Source organism: Paenibacillus sp. FSL R7-0312, from assembly GCF_038004445.1.
Taxonomy (GTDB): domain Bacteria; phylum Bacillota; class Bacilli; order Paenibacillales; family Paenibacillaceae; genus Paenibacillus_AQ.
Map to the genome: position 1 here is coordinate 1,509,165 of NZ_JBBORE010000001.1, position 22,084 is coordinate 1,531,248.

A 22,084-nucleotide genomic window follows, 5' to 3' on the forward strand; every position below is an offset into this window, starting at 1 on the left:
TAATCTGTGCTCACGCCGGGCTGCCGCTGTAATATTTATACTCGAAATTGATCTTGAAGCCGGCATTGAGGTAGAGGGTCAAAGCCCGCTCATTCTCGGTGACAACACCTAGACGGATCGAAGAATAGTTCTTCTGCAGCAGGAAATCAACAGTCTGCCGGAGCACCTTCCCGCCATACCCTTGGCCCTGGCAAGCGGGCAATATGCAGAAATTATGGATAAAGGCGGTTGCCTCATTCACGTAATTCACCCGGATCAGGCCGATCCGCTGGCCGCCCGCCCAGGCAATATAGGTGATACGCTCTGGTTCCTTCGTCTGCAGGAAATACTCCCGGGTGGCGTCTTCGGGGTCCCCGAAGGCCCGGGACGAGCAGGAGACCATGAATTCGAAATCCTCCGGCAAGGAAGGCAGCAGACGCAATTCTGCCGGAGCGGGTTCTCTGCCGGACTCCGTATGGGCATATGACATCGCGTATTCAGAGCGGTCATACTCAGTACCGATAGCCTGGGCCGCGCGGAGTCCTGCCTGTGAGCGGCTTGGAACCCTGTAGCTGAGGCTGTGTACAGTGAGAGGCGCAATATCTTCCTTGGCCCGCTGCAAAAGGCTGCGGAATACACCCTGGCGGCGGTATTCCGGATGGACCATGGCATTGATCTGCGCATAATCGCCTTCGGAAGCAAACCAGCTCAGCAAACCTATGAGCTGGTTTCCGCGATAGCAGAGCAGGGCATGGTCGCCATCCTCTTTGACGAGATGCTCAAGATCTGAGCTTAATTTGAGCGAATCCGCGTGGCTGCACTGCTGCTCCAGTAGAGTAATGTCCGCCGCTTGCTGCTTGGAGTGGTAAGTCATTGCCATGATGTTATTTAACTTGAGAAGCTTGCGGAACTCATCAACACTGTCAAACACGCCATCGGGCGGGACATCGTAAGCCTGGCTCTGGAAGGTGGACAGCCAGCGGACACCGTAGGTCGGCAGTCCGGCAGCCTTGCCCGCGAGAATATCCGCATTACTGTCCCCAACGAATATAGCATTAGAGGGATCCATGCCAAGTGTACGCAGCGCCGAATGTATGCCTTCGGGATCAGGCTTGGGCTTAACGACATCATCTCCGGTAATGGAGATATCGAAGAAGCGCTCCAGATCCAGCGCCCCGGCCGATATCTGATAGGCCCGTCTGCTTTTACCGGTAATGACGCCAAGCTTCATCCCTTGCGCCTTCAGGGCCTGAAGTAATTCTACAATGTGCCCGTCATTCTGGAATTCTCCGAAATGCCCCTGCTCATATAATGAATAATAATCTTCTATAGCTTGCGGAACGGAAGACGGGTCAGCGAAATTGCCGCCAATGATGTCCTCCTCGGTGGGGCCAAACATGGCGACAAGTTCATCGCGGGTGACTTCTCTATGATCGTATTGCTGAAATACAGCCTGGAACGCATGGAAGGATAAAGGCAGTGTATCTGCAAGTGTTCCGTCGAAATCAAATAATACAGCTTGAATAGACATACGGATGGCCCGTCCTTTGGATGAATTAGGTGGATGGAGCATTGTCTCAAGTGGCCTCAGAGTCAGGAGGTAGGTGCAGCCTGAAACAGGCTGTTCTTGTAATTCATGAGCGGTGCCAGCCAGACCATACCGGTTCCCCGGTAGACATTGACCAGGCCTTCGCCGGAAACGGCAGAGCCCATGCGGGTCTTCCCTGATTTCTCTACGGTAAAGTCAAGCGAGTTCGACCACATCAACGCGAAATTGCCATCTACCTTCAGCACGTCATTCTGCAGCTCGACCACCACGGCTTCCTCGGATGGAATAGGAGCCTCAAGAGCGATAATCCCTTTCCCCCGTGCGCTCAGGTTGAACAGCCCTTCTCCGCCGAGGACGGCTGAGGATACATTCTTGCGTGCAGCGACAGCAATATCCAGCGTGGACTCGCAGGCCAGGAACATGCCGTCATCAATCACGATATGGTCGTTGTCGACATCAATCAGCCAGAGATATTTGTAGGTGGTTTCGAGCATAATCGTCCCCGTCCCTTTATAGAGCGGTTTGATGGCACTCGTGCCGGTTGCTGCACTGGATATAATATTGCGCATCAAGCCTCCGACACCTTTGACACCCGACGTCATTTCAATATTGCCGATCATATACTGCATAGCGCCTGCGCTCAGCATAACCTCGCTATTCGTTAGCTCAATCATCAGCTGCTTGTTGCGCATATTGCTCTTGCTCATGAAGAAGTTGGCCTGGGCTTCCAGCATGGAGGTGCTGCTAAGATCCTCCTTGTATTCAATGACCGAGAATCCGCCAAGCTGTTCCTTAATTACAACATTAGGGTTATCCTTCAAATTATTAATGGTAAAAGCCATAATGCTTCCTCCCCTGAGATGCAGTTATTTGGGCATGTCAATTGATTATAGCAGAGTCCATAACAGGTGGGTAAAATAATGGAAAATCATAGAAAATTCTAATAGTAATCCAGTTTAGCTTTACTTATAATAATAGATTAGCGTAATGTTCTAAGTATAGTGCTCAGAACACAAATGCAGATACCATACCCGTATTGGAGCCGAAAGGAAGTTACCCTTGTTTGAGACGTTGCTTCTTAATTTTTTGTTTATGCTGTTTCCGGTACTTATCTTTCTGATCTTCTTTGAGAATAGGCCACACGCCTATAACCGGAAGATTCTTGTGCTGCTCACAGCTATAACCATGATCCTGTGTATCGCCAAGCCGATCCGGCTGGAAACGGGGTTTATCTTTGACCTGCGGTATGTTCCGTTTCTTATCGCAGCTTTGTATGGAGGGTACAAAAATGTTCTTCCGCTCTATCTGATACTAAACGTATACCGTTTCTATATAGGCGGAGAGGGAACGATTCACTCGTTTCTTTTTTCAACAGCAGTTCTGGTCGTTGTGCCGTTATTAAGTTCAAGATTTATCCGTTCGAAGCCAAAGGTCCGGATCAGCTGGGCAACCGTCATTGCCGTGCTTACGATGGGCTGTTATCTGATTGTGCTGAGCATGGTTATGGAGTCGCTGGATATGCAGTTCTGGATGCTCGCCTTCTATGCTTTGACCACTCATGCAGCCGTGATGGCGGTCTTAATGATTCTGCTGGAGCAGATCATTACCAATCTCAGGAATCGTGACCGGATTATGCAGTCGGAGCGGCTTAATGTGGTTAGTGAGCTGGCGGCCAGCGTCTCCCATGAGATGCGGAATCCGTTAACCGTGACGAGCGGGTTCCTTCAGCTGCTGAACAAATCGAAGACGCTTACGCCCGAAGAGAAGGGGTATATTGAACTGTCGCTGCTGGAGCTGAACCGGGCGGAGAAGATCATCAGCGATTATCTCTCTTTTGCCAAGCCGCAGTCGGAGAATAGGGTCTATTCCAACCTCCAGGCGGAGTGTGAGTACACCAAGAATGTCATCATGCCGTATGCCACAATCCACAAGGTAGCGGTTGAGTTCCGCTTCAACAACTCGCTCTGCGCCCATTATGACCGGAATCTGATGCAGCAATGTCTGATTAATCTGTACAAAAACGGGATTGAAGCGATGAAGGGAATGGAAGACGGCGTTCTGACCATTGATATCTCCGAAAGGAAGCAGAATATTATCATTACCATCCGCGACACCGGCATCGGGATGACGAAGGATGAAATCTCACGTCTGGGCAAACCCTACTATTCCACCAAAGAAGAAGGTACGGGTCTGGGCATGCTCATGGCTTACAGTGCGATCAACAAAGTTAAGGGAGTTATCGAGGTTAGAAGCGAAAAAGGAAAGGGAACCACCTTCGAGATCGCCATCCCGGCTTAGGGCGGACAGGGCAACAGTGGGAAACTCTCCGTGAAAATGATAAAGTAGCTCTTAGAGGAATGGATATATTAACCGGGAGGCTGTTTGTAAATGAGACAAGAGTTAATTGCGCAATTGAATGCTTGGCATGAGGAAGATGAGTTCGAACAAATCGTATCCCGCATCAAAGAGGTGCCCACACCGCTGATCGATGATGAGCTGGCGGTCCATCTGGGCCGGGCGCTCAATAATCTGGGACGTTATAAGGAAGCGCTTAAATGGTTCAACAAGACTGCCGACAAAGGCAAAAAAGATCCGCTGTGGCATTTCCGCGTCGGTTACGCGCATTATTATCTGGACCAGTATGATGAGGCGATCAAGGCTTTTGAAAAGGCCCATAAGCTGGACCCTGAGGATCAGGACATTATTGAGTTCCTGGAATGGAGCCGGAATGAAGCGGGCGTGCAGGAGGGTCCTGACGATTCTGGGGATGCTGAGGATTCGGCCGAAGAAGCGGACGTTAGCTCGGATTCTAAGGATGCTGAGGATACTAAGCGCTAGGCTGAGAGGGGCTGGAGAGCTTGAAGCTGTCGGTATTTTACAATCATATTGTGAAGGCAAGCGAGCAGAGCGGCCTGCCGCTTACGGATGTACTGGACAAAGTGCATGCCTATGGCATAGAAGCGGTAGAGCTAGATCTGGAAGAGGCGCTGACCGGTACGGAGGCGATGATAAAAAGGCTGGATGCGGCGGGGCTCTCCGTGGCGTCGATGTATGCTTTTTTTGACTTCGGTAATCAGCCTGCACCGGAGCCGGGGTACGCATTTATCGATACGGCAGCCTACTTCGGAGCTGGCAAGGTGCTGGTCATCCCGGGCTTCACCCGGGATACGGCCAGCCCGGAGCAGCGGAGTCAGGCTCTTCAGAGCATGGCTGCAGCGCTGAATGCCATTTGTGATTACGCGGAGCGTAAGGGCATCCGTGTGACGATGGAGGATTTCGACGATATCCGGGCGCCGTTCTCGTCGGCGGACGAGCTGCTCTGGTTCCTGGAGCAGGTGCCTAAGCTGGCGATCACCTTCGACACCGGTAACTTCATCTACCGCGGCGAGGATGAATTGGAAGCGTTCGCGAAGCTGAAGGAGCGGACCGTTCATGTCCACTGCAAGGACCGGTCGCTGGAAGACAACGGCGGGGAGCCCAGAATCAGTGTAAGCGGGATTCCGCTGTATCCGTCCCCTGTAGGCTCAGGCTGCATCCGCATCGCCGAGGTGCTCCGGATGCTGAAGGCAGAGGGATACGCAGATACACTGGCCATCGAGCATTTCGATGCTGTAGACCAGCTGGGTTATATGGAGCAGTCGGCGGCTTGGCTGCGCTCCATGCTGGATTAGGCCGCCAATCTTGAAGGTTGACGGCCGGGCTGGCCGGGGCATACAATGAAAGACAATCTTACAATCGAGGTGAAATGGATGCCATTCCGTACCGTCGCAAGGAACTAGTTACCGGGCTGGGTAGAACGCGTACCAGCCACCAAGGGGGCAGTCTGTCCTCTTGGTCACAGATAACTATAACCTTGGACGGTGCCAGGCATTCATTTTTAGAGCCGGGACACTGAGTTATTCAACGTAAGGACCACACTGCGTATGCAGGGGGTTCATTAGCGTTGGGTGGCGAAGCGTGATCCCGGCTTTTTTTATACTCATATTGAAGATTGGGGATTGTAATTATGCTGCGGAAATGTCTTGTCCACCTCAAAGGGTGGATTGCTCTGTATATCCTTCTTGGTTTCGCCATTCAATTCTTAAGCAGCTTGGGCATAGTGGTCTTTCAGAAGATTCTCGATCAGGCGGTGGATGGAACGGGCTTCAGCGAAATCACACATTGGATTGTCATCTACGGGGTGCTGCTGGGTGCGAATGTACTTCTGAATTATGCGGATGAATATCCGGGCGCCCATCTGTCAAACAGCATCACGGAAAGGCTGAAGATTCTGGCCTTGTCCAAAATCTCCAGAATGGATTATACCGCCTATCAGAATATGGGCACAGGCCAGATGATCAAGGTGATTGAGAACGGGGCGGCGGCCGGAAACAGCATTCTGTTTTCTTTTATTCTGGGGACGTTGCACGAGCTGCTGCCTACCATCCTCTTCAGCTTGTTCTTCATCAGCTATTATGACCTCAGAATCATGCTGGTGATTGCAGGCGGGTATGTGGTGATCTTCGGGATCACGAATGTGCTGCTGAAGTACCTCTACCGGATTAAAGCGGCTGTGCTCCAGGAGCAGGAGGCTATGTCCCGCTATTCAATCCGCGGATTCATGGAGCTGGTTGTGTTCCGGACCAATAAGAAGTATGCGCAGGAAATCAGCAGATTGAACGAGACCGCACGGCAGATCATTCGGAAAAGCGCTCAGCTGCAGATGATCCATGAGTCTTTTTTTGCCTTATTCGAATTGTTCATTACGGTTATTAAAGTGATTGTCCTGCTCTATGGAGTGAAGAATGTGGTGTCCGGTCAGGCCTCGGTCGGGGTTATGGTGGCCTTGTTCATGTTCATTGAGAAAATATATACGCCGATTGCCATCTTCAACGTGTTATTCGTCGGCTACAAGCTGAACAGGGTGACCTACCAGCGGTTCGGGGAATTCCTGAACGCCCCGGAGGACGCCAATCTGGAGAAGGGGAAGGCGGTGGCCGGGCTGCAGGGCGATCTTGAATTCAGGGACGTGTCCTTCGGCTACGGGGAGGTTCAGGTGCTGGACCGGCTGTCCTTCTCCATCGCGCACGGAACCTCAGTTGCACTGGTTGGCTTAAGCGGAAGCGGAAAGTCGACGGTCATTAAGCTGATTACGGGCCTGCTGAAGAAAGGCGGCGGCAAGCTGCTGGTGGACGGCACGGATATCGATGAGCTGAGTCTGAACAGCTACTATGATCATATCTCCTATCTGTCGCAGGACAGTCCGGTATTCGATACCACGATCAGGGGCAATATGGTGTTTGACCAGGATGTGGCGGATGAGGAGCTGTATGCGGTTCTGGACAAGGTCCATCTGAAGGATAAGGTGCTGGAGCTGCCGGAGAAGCTGGACACGATGGTTGGTGAGCGTGGCCTGAAATTGTCGGGCGGTGAGCGACAGCGGCTGGCTTTTGCCCGGGCGATCCTGCAGAAGCGGAATCTGATCATTCTCGATGAGCCGGTATCAGCGCTGGATAATATCACGGAGAAGAGCCTGATGGAAACGGTATTTACGGAGTTCAGGAACAAGACGGTCATTATTATCGCGCACCGGCTGAATTTCATCAGCGGAGTAGATAAGATCCTGGTTATGGAGCAGGGCAGGCTGACGGGGGAAGGGGATTTCGATTCTCTGATCCAAGGCTGCGATTCCTTCCGAACGCTGTGGAATAACGGCAGGGGACAAACGGATTAAATCAAACTGTACCTTGTAGCCCCTCTCCGGCCTGTACTATGCTGGGTTCTAGAGAACCTGAAAGTGAGGCTGCCGGCAATGAATTCAATTCTGTCCAAGATGAGACTGGAAACGGAGCGATTAATCATCCGTCCCTATATTGAAAGTGATCTTGGCGCCTCCTTCGCGCTGATGCAGAATCCGGAGGTGCTGGCCTTCATGCATATGGAGGTCATGCAGCGGCATGAATATGAAGGCTTGTTCCGCTGGCTGATGTTCAGCTATCATACGCCGTTTGAGCTGCCGTTCAAATATTCCTTTGCGGTTTGTAGCAAGGCAACCGGACAGCTGATCGGCTGGTGCGGCCTCGGTGTGCTGGATTTCAGCGTACCGGATACCGAGCTGTATTATCTGATCGGGCGTGAGCACTGGGGCCTGGGGTATGCTACCGAGGCCGCCCGGGCGCTCACGGCTTATGCCTTCAATGTCATCGGGCTGGACCGGTTATACGCCAAGGCAGATCCGCTGAACACAGCGTCACTCGGGGTATTCCGGAAGCTGGGCTTCCGGTTTGAACGTGAGCTGGCCGGGCTAACCGGCGATTATGAGGACTGCAACGGTGAACTGCTGCATGTGCTGGAAAGGGAGCGGTTTGCTGGGCGGCTTGGCAGTGGAGGATAACCCTAGGATGAGCGGGAGATGTACGGAAGACGAGTAGAAGATGAGCGGCCCGGCGGGACAAGATAAGCGGAAGAAGATAGGGTTCAAGAATAACGGCTTTGCCGTCCTTTTACAGGACAGCAAAGCCGTTTCCACTTCATAGATAAGAATGTATATGCTTCGAGCCAGAGAGAACGAACGGGACAAGCTCGGATGCTATGAGGACCGGAAAGAGTTGGATATTGTCCACTTGCTGATGAACGATAGAACTCTGCTCAAATAACAGTTGGACTAACAGCACTTAAATCCTCCCTTTTCACCCACAGTAGCTAAACCTAACAATATTAGGTGTTGTTTTTCCACTTGCTTCTGTCTATCCCTCAGAAACAGGTAAATTAAGATACCTTTTTCCACTTGTTGCTCTCACAGCAATATTACGTACGCGGATTTACCCGTACCTGTGCGCCTTTGCCGCTGGTCTGAATTCCGGTGGTCTTGCTTCCGGCCTCCTTCAGATCTGCCAGCAGACGCTCCAGGACTGCCTTCGCGGCCGCCGCCTCCTTCGCGCCGGAGGACTTCACGACCAGCTGCACCGGCTTGCCGGAGCGCAGATGCTTGTCCGCCTGACGCAGCTTCGTGTCGTAGTCATGCTCTTCAATATGGGCGGTGAAGCGCAGCTCCTTCACCTTCTCAGTGCTGCCTCCGCCGCCTTGCGGACGGCTGGTATCGCCCTTGCGTGCCGCTTGCGCAGCGGCTTTGCCTGTGCCCTTGGCGACCAGGCTGCAGGGCGGCGGACTGCTCATCAGCGAGGTGCAGACCAGATCGGCTCCTGCGGATCTGGCCATAGCCAGCGCCTCCTCTCTGGATACGGTGCCGAGCTTCTGGCCCTTCAGCCCGGTAAGCTCGACCTCGGCGGCTCTAATCTGTTCATTAATAAGTACGGCCACGGAAATGAATCCTCCCTTTGCGGATATGATATAGCTATCATATATGGAAGCCGGCCGGGCTTCAATTCCGGAGGACATGATCCTTGATTCAAAGTTGAGCCGCTTGTGCAAAGCGGTTATACTCAGTGAAACGCAGGAAGTTCAGCGCGGGAGCGCCGGAGTACTAAATTTTTGTTGAATGGGGGATGGCAATTGAATGACACAGCTGACGATAAGCAGTTAATCCAGCTTATTGCACAGAAAGACTCGAATGCCCTCGAACTGCTCTATGACCGGTATGAACGGGTAATCTATAGTTTTGCTTACCAGATCGTGAAGGATTCGATGGCCGCTGAAGAAGTAATGCAGGAACTGTTCCTGCGGGTATGGAAGAATGCGGAGCAGATTGATTTCGGCAGGGGCAAGCTGCTTACCTGGATGTTCGCCGTTACCCGCAATCTGGCGATTGATCATCTCCGCAAACGCAGCTCCCGGCTGCCGCAGCAATCTGCAGACTCCGGGAATCTGGATATGATTCAAGACCATACAGCGCTCACCGAGGATCTCGTTGAGCTGCAGATGGCCGGGGAACAGATCAGGGACGCGCTGCTGGGGCTGAGCCGGGATCAGCAGCAGGTGATGGATATGATTTATTATCAGGGCTATACCCAGCAGGAAGTAGCGAACCTTGCGGCAATTCCGCTGGGGACGGTCAAAGGAAGGGTCCGATTGGCAATGAAGCAGCTGCACAAATCATTACGGCATTGGGGAAGGAGGGATCATGCGCATGAGTGAACATAAGGATGATCTCTGTGAACTGGCCGAATTATATGTTCTGGGCGCACTGACGGCAGAAGAGACAGCGCAGTTCGCTGCCCATGCAGAAGCCTGCAGTGAATGCAAGGAGCTGGTAAGTGAATACCGGCAGGTACTGGGCCATCTTCCCCTTGCTTCCGAGCCCGCAGAGCCGCCTTCCGGAATGAAGGATCGGATATTATCACGGGTATTAGAGTCGGAAAAGTTGAGTACACCGGCTGCTCCGCCGAAAGCCAGCCCTAATATTCAGCCTGCGGCAGAACGCACCATTGAGCGTGAGTCCGTTAAGGTGGCACCTATAGAACAGGGCCTGCCCAAGGCGAGAATTCCAGAGCCTAGAAAAACCCGCTTCTGGGGTTACTTGAGCCTCGGGCTGGCTGTGGCCGTGCTGCTGCTGATTGTCTATACCGGCCAGCTGCGCGGGGATGTAGACCAGCTGCAGCGGCAGATTGCCTCCGGCACCGGGCCCCTGCAGGGGCTTAAGGTGAATGAGACGGTGGCGCTTAGCCCGTCGGGAGAGGCTGTTTCCGCCAAGGGTGTAGCGACCATTGTTGCTGATACATCCGGGACCCACCTCGTAATCCAGGCAGAGGATCTGCCGGAGCTTACAGGTACAGAGGTCTACCAGGTATGGCTGATCAAAGGGGATACGCCGCAGAATGCGGGCACCTTCATCTCACAGGACGGAAACGGGGCACTCTATTATTCGTTTGATCCGAAGGCCTACGATACCGTGGCAATTACGCTGGAGCCGGATGACGGGGGAGACGCCCCGCGGGGACAGATCATTCTGGCAGCGCCGATTAAGCAGGGGTAGCAGCTGAATTCCGCAATGCCGATATTGGCGGGAACTCAATGTAATGAAGAACAGCCGGGAGGGTTCCCGGCTGTTTTTGCGCAAATATAAGAATTCACATGATAGCTTATCCTTCTATTTCCCGCTGAAACGGTACCGTCCTTACAAAAGGACGGCAAAGCCGTTTCTACTTGTGGGCAGGTCGTGAAGTTATTTATCGCGATGGATATCCATGGTTCCGGGAGGGAATCCATGTTTTCTGCTGCGCCGGACTATCCATACAGAAAGGGCCAGCAAGACAAACAACGCCCATGGGAATGACATGACACCCGTTGTTTCGAGAAGAATTCCACCGATTATACCGCCTCCGCCAATGGCCAGATTCCATGCGGTTACAAGCATGGATTGCGCTACATCTGCGCTCTCTCCACTAGCTGCAGCCATTGCTGTTTGCAGCAGCGTGGCTGCTCCCCCGAACGTTAAGCCCCATACAGCAGCTACTAGATAGATTACAACAGGCTTGCCGCTGCCTATACTGAGCAGAACAGATGCCAATGCAAATGCAGTGAGGCTGATCAGAACCAGCAGCCTCAGGTGACAATCTATCCAGATACCGGTTAACCAGATGCCAAGAAGTGCTGTAATACCGAAAATAAGAAGCACCAAGTCCACGCGTCCGGTTAACCCGGCCTGAGTAAGGTACGGTGCTATATAGGTATACAGGATATTGTGGGCCAGTACCCAGGCCAGCACGACAAACAGGATCGGCCGCACTCCGGGGCTTGTGAAGACCTTATTTAGAGGGAGCCGCTGATCTGCAGCTTCTCCCGGATAGTCCGGTAGCTTCCAGAGTATCCAAATGGTCAGCAGCAGAGCGAACAGCGACAAGACTCCAAAGATATTACGCCAGCCTGCAAGATCACCCAAAAACGTTCCGGCAGGGACACCGAGCGCCAGAGCAAGCGGCGTTCCCGCCATTGCAATAGCCATAGCCCGTCCCTTAAGCTGCTCCGGTACCATGCGCCGTGCATAGCCTGCGATCATTCCCCACAGGACACCAGCGGACACACCCGCGAAGAAACGGGCCGCAAGCGTCAGGGGATAGCTCGAAGATAAGGCAGTAACGGTATTGAATATGAGAAAACCAAGGATGCAAATGAGTAGCAAGGGTCTACGTCTCCAGCCGCGTGTTACCGTGGTCAATGGAATGGCTGCGAGTAAAGAACCCAGGGCATATAAGGTAACAAGCTGACCCGCCATGGCCTCTGTTACTCCAAGCCCCTTACTGATCTGAAGCAGGAGTCCGGCGGGAATCGTTTCAGTCAGAATACAGATAAACCCGGTCATTGCCAGAGCAAGTAGTCCGGCCCAGGGAAGGTGTAAGGAAGCAGGAGCACTGGAGCTTTGCTGCGGGGAAGCAATTGTGCTGCCGCTCCTCCCGGCGATCTCTTTTGTGTTGTTCATGACGGGTCCAATCTGCCATAGATAGCATTGCAAAGGTCAACCGTGAACGGACCCGACATGCCCTCCAGTGCGGTATTGGTGAAGGCTACCACGCTTAGCCGCTGCCTGGTATCGACGAACCACGAATGGCCATAGGTGCCGCCCATGCGCCATGTGCCAAGGGACTCCGCTGTGTCTGCGGCAGCAGGATCTTTAAGGACTGTGATCCCAAGGCCAAACCCCCGTCCCGGCCAGAAGGGCATGGGCAGGTCACCAATCTGGTTGGTGATCATTTCGCGGACCAGGGATTCCGGCAGCAGGGGCGCCCCTCCCTTCCGCAACGTTTCCAGCAGCTGCAGAAAATCTCCGGCGCTGCCTACCATACCGGCTCCCCCGGAAGCGTAGGCAGTGCTGTCTAACGCCCGGCCCGGTGCGAGCCGGAAGCCCGCCGTTCCTTCTACAAAGCCCAGCCTATCGGGATTCTTCATAGGCCGCAGTCCCGGAATGTCATCGGCATAAGCTGTGGTCAGGCGCTTCGGGTCCACGGCAACGAAACTGGTATCTTTCATATCGAGGGGTTGAGTAATAAGTGAGCGGATCGTTTCACTGAGTGTGTTCCCGCTTACGTTAGCAATTACTGCCCCCAGTACATCTGTTGCAATAGAGTATCTCCACTGGGTGCCTGGTTTATAGAGAAGTGGAACAGACGCGAGCCGCTTCAGGTTCTCTTCAAGCGTGATACCAGACTGATCCATGCCATCAGATACACCAGCCTGCTCATAGGTACCGCCTTCTTCCTGAAAGAAGCGGTAGGTCAGACCAGCGGTGTGCGTCATTAAGTGACGGACAGTCATTGCTGCAGTCTCTCCATTCTCCAGCCGTGGCTTAAATTCCGGCAGCCACCGGTCTACACGGTCATCCAGCTTCAGGCGATCTTGCGCCACCAGAATCAGGGCTGCCGTAGAGGTAATCGGTTTGGAAACCGAGGCGAGCCGGAACAACGCGTCCTCCCGCATAGGCTGGTTTAGCTCACGGCTCGCATAACCAGCAGCACGGCTATAGATGAGTTGTCCATCTAGCGCTACCTTTATGACAACACCTGCCAGGCGCTTGTCGGTTAGTGTCTCATCAATGACCTTGTCGATCCGCTCCGGGATACGGTTAGGGTTGGTTGTGTTCGAATAGGGCATACTCAACATCCTTTCGCTATAGTTAAAGCAGCAACTGCCTTCGCTTTACTATTGTAAGTAAAGTATATAAAATAAATTAACTTGAATACATGAGCCGATAAAGGTAAAACCCACTTATAACATTTAAAATAAAGGCATTTTAAACCGATAATCTTAAAATTAAAGGAGTGGTTAAAAATGGACTCTATTGATAAGCAAATTCTGTTTCATCTTCAAAGTCAGGCGAGAATTTCCATGACAGAGCTGGGGAAAAGCGTGGGCTTGTCTCAGCCCGCAGTAACGGAAAGAGTGAAGCGGATGGAGGAAAATGGGGTGATCAAGGAGTACCGGACGATCATTTCTCCGGAGAAAATCGGGAAACAGGCAGCTGCCTATATCCTTTTCCACTCCAGAGAGTGTCATGCCTTTCTGGACTTCTGCCGTACCCATCCCAATGTCGTCGAATGCTATCGCATCAGCGGAGAACACAATTATCTGTTAAAAGTCATGTCAGACTCCACTCAGGGTCTTGAGGAGTTTGGAAATCAGTGTGATAAATATGGGAATTATACGATTCTAATCGTCATGTCATCCCCTATTGAGCCTAAAAATCTCATTCCTTCGCTGGAGGAAGCAAGCGTAAACCTGCTTAAATAGAAAATAAACAATAGGGCTCTTTAGAACTTGGGGCGGAGTCCCCAGATATTCTCATCAAACTCTAATCTCCCTGCAAAGTCTTTCTCATCAAGGATGGTTTACCCTAAGGGTAATCACAAGAACTGGAGGAGAGAGAATATGAGAATGACGTGGAAACGGCTAATCACAAGCGCCTCGCTGGCGGCGGTATTAATGTACATGGGCATAGCGGATGGAGGGAGCGCCGGTGCGCGGCCGCTGTCCGAGGCGGACTTTGAATCCGCGACAGCACAGGCCTCGGTGTCAGCTCCGGCGGCTGCAGTCTCTCTGGAGACAACGGGGAAGAAGACGGGGACGGGATACTCTTTTGACAAAGGCATTACCCGCGTCAGCTTGCCGGCCGGCACGCAAAGTGTCTCTATTGCTAACACGAACGGAACCATCGAAATTAAGCAGGGCAATGTTAAGGAGCTGGAGGTCCATATGACAGTGAATGTCCATCAGGCAAACGCGGATGAGGCGAAGGCCGTAGCGGACAAGGCGGGGATGAAGGTAAGCAAAGGGGCTGATCTGGAGATTAGAACCTACAGCGAGTCCTATGGCAATTGGCGATATCCAAGCCTTGATCTGACGGTTACACTGCCGCAGGGCATAAAGGCCGAGCTTCAGGCAGAGACGGAGAACGGCAATCTTTCTTTGTCAAAAGTTTCTAGTACAGGTAGAATTGAGTTAGCGGCTGTGAACGGAAATATATCTGCTTCCGGCATCGGCAATGCACTCAAATTACATACGGTGAATGGCAATGTGCAGGTCTCTGAAGCGAAGAACCGCGTAGAAGTCACACTTACCAACGGCAACGTGAAAGCAGAGCAAATTGCCGGAGCCTTGACCCTGAAGGCCACAAACGGCAATTTGTCGGTGAAGGACGCATTGGCTGCTGTAGAAGCGGTCACTGTAGCCGGGAACATTCATGTGAAGAGCCGGAAGGTCGGCGGAGACTGGAAGGTAACTACAGCGGTAGGGGACGTAGAGCTGGCCTGGCCGGGGAATGCGGGTGTCGTGGTCGATGCCGAATCCGCTTTTGAAGAGATTGAAACGGACTTCCCGCTGACAGTGAAGAATCACCGGGCCAGCGGGAAGCTGGGCGCAGGTACGTATCAGATCCGTGCCAAATCTATGGCCGGGTTGTCGCTAATGCAGAACTGATGTTGTGAAGAGGTGGACGAGAGGTTGAAGGAACGCGTATTGGTTATTGAGGATGAGCCTGCCATGATCCGCCTGCTGGAGCTGGAACTGTCCTATGAAGGTTATGACATTACGGTTGCGTGCGATGGTCTTACGGGTGCCGGGAAAGCGCTGGGGGAGCATTTTGACATCATTCTGCTCGATTTGAATCTGCCGGGCATCAGCGGAATAGAAGTATGCAAGCGGGTACGCGCGGTGAAGCAGACTCCAATCATTATGCTGACTGCCAGGGACACGGTGAGTGACCGGGTACGGGGACTGGACACCGGGGCGGATGATTATGTGCCGAAGCCCTTCGCCATCGAAGAGCTGCTGGCCCGCATGCGTTCCCTGCAGCGCAGGCTGCACGCCGCAGAAGCCGGAGATGAAGTCCTGCATGCCAAGGATCTGATACTGGACAGGGCTGCGCACCGGGTCAGCCGCGCCGGGCGCGAGATTGAATGCTCACAGCGCGAATTCGAGCTGCTGCACTGCCTGCTGGTCCATAAGAACCGGCTGATGAACCGAGAGGCACTGCTGAACCTGGTCTGGGGCTACTCGTATGAAGGCGAGACGAATGTGGTGGATGTCTATATCCGGTATGTGCGCATGAAGGTGGATGAAGGCTTCAGCGAGAAGCTGATTCATACGGTCCGGGGCAGCGGGTATATTCTGAGAGACTGAGGTGAGTGAATGAAGCCATGGACGTTCTCCCGTAAAGTCAGTGCTTCAATTGCACTCACTGCACTGGCCGTTACGGCGGTGGTCAGCGGATTTGTCTATATTACCTTCAAACATTGGACAGACAGCCAGGAGACCCGGCTGCTGGATGCGAAGCTTAGACAGTTTGAGCTGCGGGTCGGTGAGGTGGAATTCCTGCCGTCCCTGCTTCAGCCCGGATTGGGCAAAGGAAGCGGTGCAGCGGCTTTTTTGAAGCCGGATTTCTCCGTTTTTGCCCCTGAGCTGGATAAAGGTCAGGTTCTGCAAATGTTGGATGCACGCGGGCGTGTGCTCGCAGAAGCGGGCGAGGGTGAACCGGCGCCCGGTTCAGATGTTTACAGCGCAGAGAAGGAGCTGTCCTTGCCCGTGTATGGGCTTGTCCGGCTGCAGCTTACGGACAGCGGGCAATCACGCAGCGCCACCGCCGAGAAGGAGGTGGGCAGACTGCTGCTGCTGGGGCTGCTGCTGGCTGCCGGAATGGCTGTGCTTGCAGGGGGCATCGTCTCCCGTTCAGCGCTGAAGCCGATCCGCAGCATGATTGGCGAGGTGCGAAGCATCGGAACGAACAGCTTGTCCCGGCGGCTGCATGTTCCTGCCGCACAGGACGAGCTCCAGCAGTTGGGCGAGACCTTTAACGGGTTCCTGCATAAGCTGGAGGTTTCCTTCGACCAGCAGCGCCGCTTCATCGCCGATGCTTCCCATGAGCTTAAGACACCGCTGGCCATTATTGAAGGCCATACGCATATGATCCAGCGGTGGGGCAGGCAGTCTCCGGAGGTGCTGGATGAATCGCTGGCGTTCATGATGGATGAGACCCGGAGGATGAAGGAGCTGATCTCCCAGCTGCTGCTGCTTGCGGAAGCAGAGGCGGAGGCGCTGGCCCCGGAGGGCGGAGAAGAAGCCTGCAATCTGAAGTCCGTGCTGAACGAACTGCTGCCTCAGACTGTTCATGTTAATCCGGGGGTGCGGCTTGATTATGACGGCGGCTCTGGTGAACAGGCGCTGCCCATCCGAATGCCTGGCAGCGCCTGCTATCAGGTGCTCCGCAACATCGTAGAGAATGCACTGAAGTATACGCCTGAAGGCGGAGCGGTAACGATCGGGCATTCCCGTTCGGATGACGGTAAGGTGATCCTGAGCGTAGCCGATACTGGCATCGGAATATCCGCTGAGCAGCTGCCGCATATCTTCGAGCGCTTTTACCGTACGGAGGCTTCACGCAACCGCTCGCAGGGCGGCTCGGGCTTGGGTCTGGCCATTGCCAAGGCAATCATGGAGCGGTATGGCGGCTCCATCGCCATCGACAGCACGCCGGGACAAGGTACAACCGTAACGCTGACGTTTGCAGGAGCATAAGCGGGCGGTGGTATAAGTAAGGTCTATCCAACGAATCAATAACCTGATTTAACAGAGTGAATTATAATATTCCTTGACTGGAATATTCCGATTGGGGTATATTATAGCTGTACCCCAATACTAAAGATTTCACTAAAGGAACATCTGAAATGGACACAACGACATTTAGCGCACTTGCCGAACCAACCCGCCTGCGGATGGTAGAGATTCTGAAGGAGGGGCCGCTGAGCGTAGGCGATATTGCTGAGCGTCTGGAACTGCGGCAGCCTCAGGCCTCGAAGCATTTGCGCGTACTGCTGGAAGCCGGACTGGTTGAGGTAGAGGCGGCGGCGAACCGCCGGAATTACAGGCTGCGTACAGAGCCGCTGGAGGCTATGGATGCTTGGCTGGAGGCCTATCGTAAGCTGTGGAGTGAACGCTTCGACAATCTGGATGAGTATCTCCGGAAGCTGCAATCCAAAGACAATTCATGATTATCAGGAGGGATTAGGAATGTCCAGCAAAATGATTACGAGAGTAGAAGGTCTTGAACTGGTTCTTGAACGTGTATTCGATGCACCGCGTGAGCTTGTATTCAAAGTATTCTCCGAGGCTGAGCATCTGAAGCAGTGGTGGGGCCCGCGCGGCTGGATCGTTCCCTTCTGCAGCGTTGATTTTCGTCCGGGCGGCGTCTGGCACTACTGTATGAAATGTGTGGATGAGAAGCAGGGCGATTTCTTCGGCATGGAATCCTGGGGCAAGGGGGTCTACCATGAGATCACCGACGGTGAGAGTTTTGTCTATACCGATTACTTCTCGGATGCCGAAGGCAACGAAACCGAAGGTATGCCGTCCACGCTGGTCAGCATGTTCTTTGAAGAATACGATGGGAAGACGAAGCTGGTGAGCCGGTCGAAATACGATTCCGCGGAAGCGCTCAAGACGGTGATGGATATGGGGATGGAGCAGGGGATTACCGAAACCTGGGACCGCCTCGAGGAGCATCTGCAAGCGATTCAGTAACCGGACGGGCAGCGGAGCAGATAAGTGTAGTAGGAGTGATAATACGAAGAGGCTGTTTCCTTGCCGGATGTTGGCGGGGGATGGGCTCTTTTTTGATAATACGCATTTATATATTTGGGGTATATTCCAAACCTATGTTTAGAGCTGTCCATTCAGGGTGAATGGGTAATAGCGATTTAACTGACTGCAAGCAGTCCGGCAGCGATCGCGTACGGGCTTATTTGCATTGTCACTATGGGGAGGCCGAAGGCATGGACGAGGAGTTGCTGGCACAGCTGAAACGCTGGCACGAAGATAATGAGTATCAGCAGATAGTGGACCGCATTCAGGAGATTCCGCCGGATACAAGAGATTATGAGACGATCAGCCAGTTGGCCAGAGCCTATAACAACCTGGAACATTACGGGGAGGCACTGGAGCAGCTGCTGAGTATTGCGGGGGAGGGCGGGAATGATCCGCTGTGGCATTTTCGCATAGGATATTCCTATTATTATCTGAAGCAATATGAACAGTCTATAAGCGCATTCGAACAGGCGGACCAACTGGCTCCCGGGGATGGGGATACCCACATGCTGCTGAAGTGGAGCCGGAGCGGCGCGCAGCGGGAGAAGCGGGAGCAGGCAAGGCGTGCCGCAGCGCTGCGTGCCTCCAATGCACAGGGGGCTGCGGACGGAAGAGACCTGAACTCTTTCATCGAATACTGCGCGGATTTCTGGGAGGACAGCGACTATGCCCGGAAGGAGTATGTGTCGGCGCCGCCCAGTGACGAAGGGATTGCTTCTGTGGAGCAGGAGCTGGGCTATAAGCTGCCGTCCTCTTACATCGCGATGATGAAGCAGCAGAACGGCGGAATTCCCCGCAACACCTGCTTTCCGGTAGAGGAATCCACGTCCTGGGCTGAAGATCATATCGCAATATCGGGAATTGCCGGTATCGGCCGGGACAAAAGCTATGCCCTCTGCGGCGATCTCGGCAGCCAGTTCATGATTGAGGAGTGGGGATACCCCGATATTGGAGTGGTTATTGGGGACTGTCCGTCTGCAGGCCATGATGTGGTGATGCTGGATTACCGCTACTGCGGGCCGGAGGGAGAACCCGAGGTCATTCATGTGGACCAGGAGAACAACTATGAAATTACGTTCCTGGCCAAGGATTATGAGACCTTCATCCGCGGGCTGGTGAGCGAGGAGGTCTATGATACATCGGAGGAAGATAAGCAGGACGATCTGCGGAAGGTAGCCGCCGGGCAATTCTCGCCTCTGCTTCAGGAGCTATGCGATAAAGTCACCGGAGTGGACAACATAGAGGGGATCATCCGCAGCATCTGCACCGCCATCGTTGAAGAGAAGGGCCATTTCTCTCTTCATGTGGACGAACGCTCGACCTTGATGTATGATCTGCAGTTCTGGCTGTACACCAGTGCCTATCCGCAGACCAGCCGTGATCAATATCTTGAAGTCTATTCGAAAATAATCGCGTTCGGCGGCGAATTCAGCACTGGCGCATATGCCCCGGGCTTCATCTCAGACTGGCTGGATGAACGGGTGCGGCAGGGAATGATCGTGGAGCGTGAGGGAGCGCTGCGGTTCACGGATATAGCAGAGGAACAATTGCTAGAGAAGCTGAGGGAGGCGGAGGCCACGGAAGCTGTGAATGTTAAGCCGTTTATTATAGTAGAGCAGGGGAATGGCGGGAAATCGGTGATTCTGAACGTGGGCAGCTACAAGGCCGAAGTGTTTGCTGCGCGGGAGGAAGAAGGATTCCAAGGCAATGGATATGACTGGGGCTCTCTGGCTGCGGTATTCCTTGAGGAACAGATGCCTGAACTCGCCGGAATCATCCGTTTTGACCCGGAGGCCGATATGTTCTGCGCGTATGCCTCCGATGGAGCTGCGGTCGTAGCCTTCGCCTCCGCATTCAAGCGGGCTTGTGAGAACGACGCACTCATACGGGATTTATTCTCGCGTGCGGAGCTGGATTAAGCGGGGCGCTTGAGCGGCATATAGAAACGGGAACTGCCGTTTTATAGGACAGTCCCCGTTTTATTTGTACCATGCGCCAAGGAAGGGTTAAGCAAGTCCCGCCAGCCAAGGCGACAGCAGGATAGAATCGCTCGTATTGATAGACTGGCCTGTTGTAAATCCCGTGAGGTTCTGTGATCTGAAATTAATCGGCGGTGCTGCCAGCCCGGAGGTGCCTGTGCTCCGGCCTCCGAGGTTGGAGCCGTTAACCTGGTTGTAGACAGCAAGCTGATACGTGATATCCCCTGAAAGTGTCAGAGAGGCCGTCAGCGGGAGAATAAATATTCCTGCCCGTAAAGAGGTCGCTACAGTGGTTACTCCAATAACTGTAGACTGGGAGGAGCTGGTCGGCTGCAGGACAGCCATCTGAAAAATACCCGTAGAGCCTAGTTGAGTAACGTAAGCTGCAAGCCTGTTGATCGTTATTTGCGATCCGCTGAATGCGAGCGCCCCGATAGCCTCATTATTTCCGCCCCCGGCATTAAATGGGATCTGGGTGTTGAGATCCCCGATTTTCAGCGTCTCGATGAATGCCGAGCCTGCTCCTGCTATCCCTGGTGAGCCCGCCAGACCGGGCGCGCCCGTTGCTCCTGCCGGTCCTGTTGCTCCTATTGCACCTGTCGCTCCAGTTGCGCCAGTTGCACCTGTAACACCTGGCAAGCCGGCCGTTCCCGGCAAGCCCATAAGACCCATTGGTCCCGGAATCCCGGTCACTCCAGTTGCGCCAGTTGCCCCGGTTATGCCTTCGAGGCCCATTAAGCCCATTGCCCCCATAGCACCCATAAGTCCCATATCGCCCATGGCTCCAATATTGCCCATGAGTCCAATGCTGCCCATGGCTCCGGTTGCTCCTGTCACACCCATGAGCCCAATCGAGCCCATGAGCCCGATGCTGCCCATCGCGCCGGTGGCCCCGGTCACGCCCATGGCTCCAATGTTGCCCATGAGCCCGATACTGCCCATCGCGCCCGTCGCTCCGGTCGCGCCCATGGCGCCGATCGAGCCCATGAGCCCGATGCTGCCCATCGCGCCGGTCGCTCCGGTTGCGCCCATGGCGCCTATGGTGCCCATGAGTCCGATGCTGCCCATCGCGCCGGTCGTTCCGGTTGCACCCATGGCGCCGATGGTGCCCATGAGCCCGATGCTGCCCATCGCGCCGGTGGCCCCGGTCACGCCCATGGCTCCTATGTTGCCCATGAGCCCTATACTGCCCATCGCGCCCGTCGCTCCGGTCGAGCCCATGGCTCCGATGGTGCCCATGAGCCCGATGCTGCCCATCGTGCCGGTCGTGCCGGTCGCCCCGGTCGCACCCATCGCGCCGATGTTGCCCATGAGCCCAATGCTGCCCATTGCGCCCGTTGCCCCGGTCGCGCCCATCGCGCCGATGGTGCCCATGAGCCCGATGCTGCCCATCGTGCCGGTTGCCCCGGTCGCACCCATCGCGCCGATGGTGCCCATGAGCCCGATGCTGCCCATCGTGCCGGTCGCCCCGGTCGCACCCATCGCGCCGATGGTGCCCATGAGCCCAATGCTGCCCATTGCGCCCGTTGCCCCGGTCGCGCCCATCGCGCCAATGGTGCCCATGAGCCCAATGCTGCCCATTGAGCCCGTTGCCCCGGTCACGCCCATGGCTCCAATGCTGCCGCTAAGTCCGATGCTGCCCATCGCACCTGTTGCCCCGGTAGCTCCCATCACCCCAATGCTGCCCATGAGTCCGATCGTGCCCATTGCACCTGTCGTCCCCGTTGCGCCAGTCGCTCCAACATTGCCCATCAGTCCAATGCTGCCCATCACTCCGGTCGCCCCGGTCGCGCCCATAACACCGATACTGCCCATGAGTCCTACAGCGCCAGTGGCTCCCTGCATCCCCATTGCAGCCATGTTTTGCATGAGTTCCATCATGCTCATTGGACCTGGTGAAGCTGCTGTCTCACTAGGCGGACACTTAGCACTCCGTGAAGCAGGATTCCCTTTGGCGCTGCGCTTCCCTTTTAGAATCCTGCTTTTTTTCAGGTGCTTATTATATTTATACATTGTGTTGCTATAGAGCCGAAGCTTTATCCGTTTTCTTTTGATTCGCTGCAGCTTGAGCTTC

General features: G+C 54.2%; 20 protein-coding genes. 14 read left to right on the plus strand and 6 right to left on the minus strand.

Features of this window, described 5'->3' with window-relative positions; translation table 11 throughout:
* Window positions 1–10 precede the first annotated feature (10 nt).
* The gene (locus MKX70_RS06540; RefSeq protein WP_340839721.1) at window positions 11–1,510 is read right to left on the minus strand and encodes a GNAT family N-acetyltransferase; all 1,500 of its coding nucleotides are present in this window, start codon (window positions 1,508–1,510) and stop codon (window positions 11–13) included.
* A 62-nt stretch (window positions 1,511–1,572) separates the two neighbouring features.
* Window positions 1,573–2,370 carry an AIM24 family protein gene (locus MKX70_RS06545; RefSeq protein ID WP_340781606.1) on the minus strand — a complete coding sequence of 266 codons (798 nt, stop codon included), beginning with the start codon at window positions 2,368–2,370 and terminating at the stop codon, window positions 1,573–1,575.
* A gap of 217 nt (window positions 2,371–2,587) precedes the next feature.
* On the opposite strand from MKX70_RS06545, the gene MKX70_RS06550 reads away from it, so the two are divergent.
* The 5 genes from MKX70_RS06550 to MKX70_RS06570 all read left to right on the plus strand — a co-directional run bounded on the left by MKX70_RS06550 (window position 2,588) and on the right by MKX70_RS06570 (window position 7,901).
* Window positions 2,588–3,826, plus strand: a complete 1,239-nt coding sequence (locus MKX70_RS06550; RefSeq protein ID WP_042240936.1) for an ATP-binding protein — start codon at window positions 2,588–2,590, stop codon at window positions 3,824–3,826.
* Between the two features lie 90 nt (window positions 3,827–3,916).
* Complete coding sequence (locus MKX70_RS06555; RefSeq protein ID WP_340839723.1) at window positions 3,917–4,366, plus strand: tetratricopeptide repeat protein; 450 nt, start codon at window positions 3,917–3,919, stop codon at window positions 4,364–4,366.
* A 20-nt stretch (window positions 4,367–4,386) separates the two neighbouring features.
* Window positions 4,387–5,199, plus strand: a complete 813-nt coding sequence (locus MKX70_RS06560; protein ID WP_340839724.1) for a sugar phosphate isomerase/epimerase family protein — start codon at window positions 4,387–4,389, stop codon at window positions 5,197–5,199.
* Window positions 5,200–5,534: 335 nt separating this feature from the next.
* On the plus strand, window positions 5,535–7,241 hold the full coding sequence (locus MKX70_RS06565) for an ABC transporter ATP-binding protein (RefSeq protein ID WP_042240929.1): 1,707 nt from the start codon (window positions 5,535–5,537) through the stop codon (window positions 7,239–7,241).
* Between the two features lie 78 nt (window positions 7,242–7,319).
* Window positions 7,320–7,901, plus strand: coding sequence for a GNAT family N-acetyltransferase (locus MKX70_RS06570; RefSeq protein ID WP_042240926.1), 582 nt, complete (start codon window positions 7,320–7,322; stop codon window positions 7,899–7,901).
* A 413-nt stretch (window positions 7,902–8,314) separates the two neighbouring features.
* On the opposite strand, the gene infC is transcribed toward MKX70_RS06570, so the two are convergent.
* Complete coding sequence (gene infC, locus MKX70_RS06575; RefSeq protein ID WP_340839726.1) at window positions 8,315–8,827, minus strand: translation initiation factor IF-3; 513 nt, start codon at window positions 8,825–8,827, stop codon at window positions 8,315–8,317.
* Window positions 8,828–9,019: 192 nt separating this feature from the next.
* On the opposite strand from infC, the gene MKX70_RS06580 reads away from it, so the two are divergent.
* A complete protein-coding gene (locus MKX70_RS06580) occupies window positions 9,020–9,601 on the plus strand; it encodes an RNA polymerase sigma factor (RefSeq protein WP_042240923.1) in 582 nt (193 codons plus the stop codon).
* Window positions 9,594–10,439, plus strand: a complete 846-nt coding sequence (locus MKX70_RS06585) for an anti-sigma factor (RefSeq protein WP_340839727.1) — start codon at window positions 9,594–9,596, stop codon at window positions 10,437–10,439. Before MKX70_RS06580 ends, MKX70_RS06585 begins: the two co-directional genes overlap by 8 nt.
* Window positions 10,440–10,628: 189 nt before the next feature.
* On the opposite strand, the gene MKX70_RS06590 is transcribed toward MKX70_RS06585, so the two are convergent.
* Both MKX70_RS06590 and MKX70_RS06595 read right to left on the minus strand, forming a co-directional pair.
* Window positions 10,629–11,882, minus strand: coding sequence for an MFS transporter (locus tag MKX70_RS06590; protein ID WP_340839728.1), 1,254 nt, complete (start codon window positions 11,880–11,882; stop codon window positions 10,629–10,631).
* Window positions 11,879–13,051, minus strand: coding sequence for a serine hydrolase domain-containing protein (locus MKX70_RS06595; RefSeq protein ID WP_340839729.1), 1,173 nt, complete (start codon window positions 13,049–13,051; stop codon window positions 11,879–11,881). Before MKX70_RS06595 ends, MKX70_RS06590 begins: the two co-directional genes overlap by 4 nt.
* A 177-nt stretch (window positions 13,052–13,228) precedes the next feature.
* On the opposite strand from MKX70_RS06595, the gene MKX70_RS06600 reads away from it, so the two are divergent.
* The 7 genes from MKX70_RS06600 to MKX70_RS06630 all read left to right on the plus strand — a co-directional run bounded on the left by MKX70_RS06600 (window position 13,229) and on the right by MKX70_RS06630 (window position 19,950).
* A complete protein-coding gene (locus MKX70_RS06600; protein ID WP_042240909.1) occupies window positions 13,229–13,687 on the plus strand; it encodes an Lrp/AsnC family transcriptional regulator in 459 nt (152 codons plus the stop codon).
* Between the two features lie 138 nt (window positions 13,688–13,825).
* Complete coding sequence (locus tag MKX70_RS06605; protein ID WP_340781617.1) at window positions 13,826–14,872, plus strand: DUF4097 family beta strand repeat-containing protein; 1,047 nt, start codon at window positions 13,826–13,828, stop codon at window positions 14,870–14,872.
* A 24-nt stretch (window positions 14,873–14,896) separates the two neighbouring features.
* Window positions 14,897–15,574 carry a response regulator transcription factor gene (locus MKX70_RS06610; RefSeq protein ID WP_081956746.1) on the plus strand — a complete coding sequence of 226 codons (678 nt, stop codon included), beginning with the start codon at window positions 14,897–14,899 and terminating at the stop codon, window positions 15,572–15,574.
* Window positions 15,575–15,583: 9 nt separating this feature from the next.
* Window positions 15,584–16,966, plus strand: a complete 1,383-nt coding sequence (locus tag MKX70_RS06615) for a sensor histidine kinase (protein ID WP_340839730.1) — start codon at window positions 15,584–15,586, stop codon at window positions 16,964–16,966.
* Window positions 16,967–17,115: 149 nt separating this feature from the next.
* A complete protein-coding gene (locus tag MKX70_RS06620; RefSeq protein ID WP_042140481.1) occupies window positions 17,116–17,439 on the plus strand; it encodes an ArsR/SmtB family transcription factor in 324 nt (107 codons plus the stop codon).
* Between the two features lie 19 nt (window positions 17,440–17,458).
* Window positions 17,459–17,968: an SRPBCC domain-containing protein gene (locus MKX70_RS06625; RefSeq protein WP_042240902.1), complete on the plus strand. Its 510-nt coding sequence runs from the start codon at window positions 17,459–17,461 to the stop codon at window positions 17,966–17,968.
* A 251-nt stretch (window positions 17,969–18,219) separates the two neighbouring features.
* On the plus strand, window positions 18,220–19,950 hold the full coding sequence (locus MKX70_RS06630; RefSeq protein ID WP_042240899.1) for an Imm51 family immunity protein: 1,731 nt from the start codon (window positions 18,220–18,222) through the stop codon (window positions 19,948–19,950).
* 87 nt (window positions 19,951–20,037) lie between these two features.
* Here the strand turns inward: MKX70_RS06630 and MKX70_RS06635 are convergent, their stop codons facing one another.
* A complete protein-coding gene (locus tag MKX70_RS06635) occupies window positions 20,038–21,879 on the minus strand; it encodes a collagen-like triple helix repeat-containing protein (protein WP_197073013.1) in 1,842 nt (613 codons plus the stop codon).
* Between the last annotated feature and the right edge of the window lie 205 nt (window positions 21,880–22,084).

Bases quoted from the DNA above. Each gene is read 5' to 3' on its own strand.
- MKX70_RS06540 (WP_340839721.1), bottom strand. From the start codon at position 1,510: ATGTCTATTCAAGCTGTATTATTTGATTTCGACGGAACACTTGCAGAT.
- MKX70_RS06545 (WP_340781606.1), bottom strand. From the start codon at position 2,370: ATGGCTTTTACCATTAATAATTTGAAGGATAACCCTAATGTTGTAATT.
- MKX70_RS06555 (WP_340839723.1), top strand. From the start codon at position 3,917: ATGAGACAAGAGTTAATTGCGCAATTGAATGCTTGGCATGAGGAAGAT.
- MKX70_RS06565 (WP_042240929.1), top strand. From the start codon at position 5,535: ATGCTGCGGAAATGTCTTGTCCACCTCAAAGGGTGGATTGCTCTGTAT.
- MKX70_RS06570 (WP_042240926.1), top strand. From the start codon at position 7,320: ATGAATTCAATTCTGTCCAAGATGAGACTGGAAACGGAGCGATTAATC.
- MKX70_RS06585 (WP_340839727.1), top strand. From the start codon at position 9,594: ATGAGTGAACATAAGGATGATCTCTGTGAACTGGCCGAATTATATGTT.
- MKX70_RS06590 (WP_340839728.1), bottom strand. From the start codon at position 11,882: ATGAACAACACAAAAGAGATCGCCGGGAGGAGCGGCAGCACAATTGCT.
- MKX70_RS06595 (WP_340839729.1), bottom strand. From the start codon at position 13,051: ATGCCCTATTCGAACACAACCAACCCTAACCGTATCCCGGAGCGGATC.
- MKX70_RS06600 (WP_042240909.1), top strand. From the start codon at position 13,229: ATGGACTCTATTGATAAGCAAATTCTGTTTCATCTTCAAAGTCAGGCG.
- MKX70_RS06605 (WP_340781617.1), top strand. From the start codon at position 13,826: ATGAGAATGACGTGGAAACGGCTAATCACAAGCGCCTCGCTGGCGGCG.
- MKX70_RS06615 (WP_340839730.1), top strand. From the start codon at position 15,584: ATGAAGCCATGGACGTTCTCCCGTAAAGTCAGTGCTTCAATTGCACTC.
- MKX70_RS06620 (WP_042140481.1), top strand. From the start codon at position 17,116: ATGGACACAACGACATTTAGCGCACTTGCCGAACCAACCCGCCTGCGG.
- MKX70_RS06625 (WP_042240902.1), top strand. From the start codon at position 17,459: ATGTCCAGCAAAATGATTACGAGAGTAGAAGGTCTTGAACTGGTTCTT.
- MKX70_RS06630 (WP_042240899.1), top strand. From the start codon at position 18,220: ATGGACGAGGAGTTGCTGGCACAGCTGAAACGCTGGCACGAAGATAAT.
- MKX70_RS06635 (WP_197073013.1), bottom strand. From the start codon at position 21,879: ATGCAAAACATGGCTGCAATGGGGATGCAGGGAGCCACTGGCGCTGTA.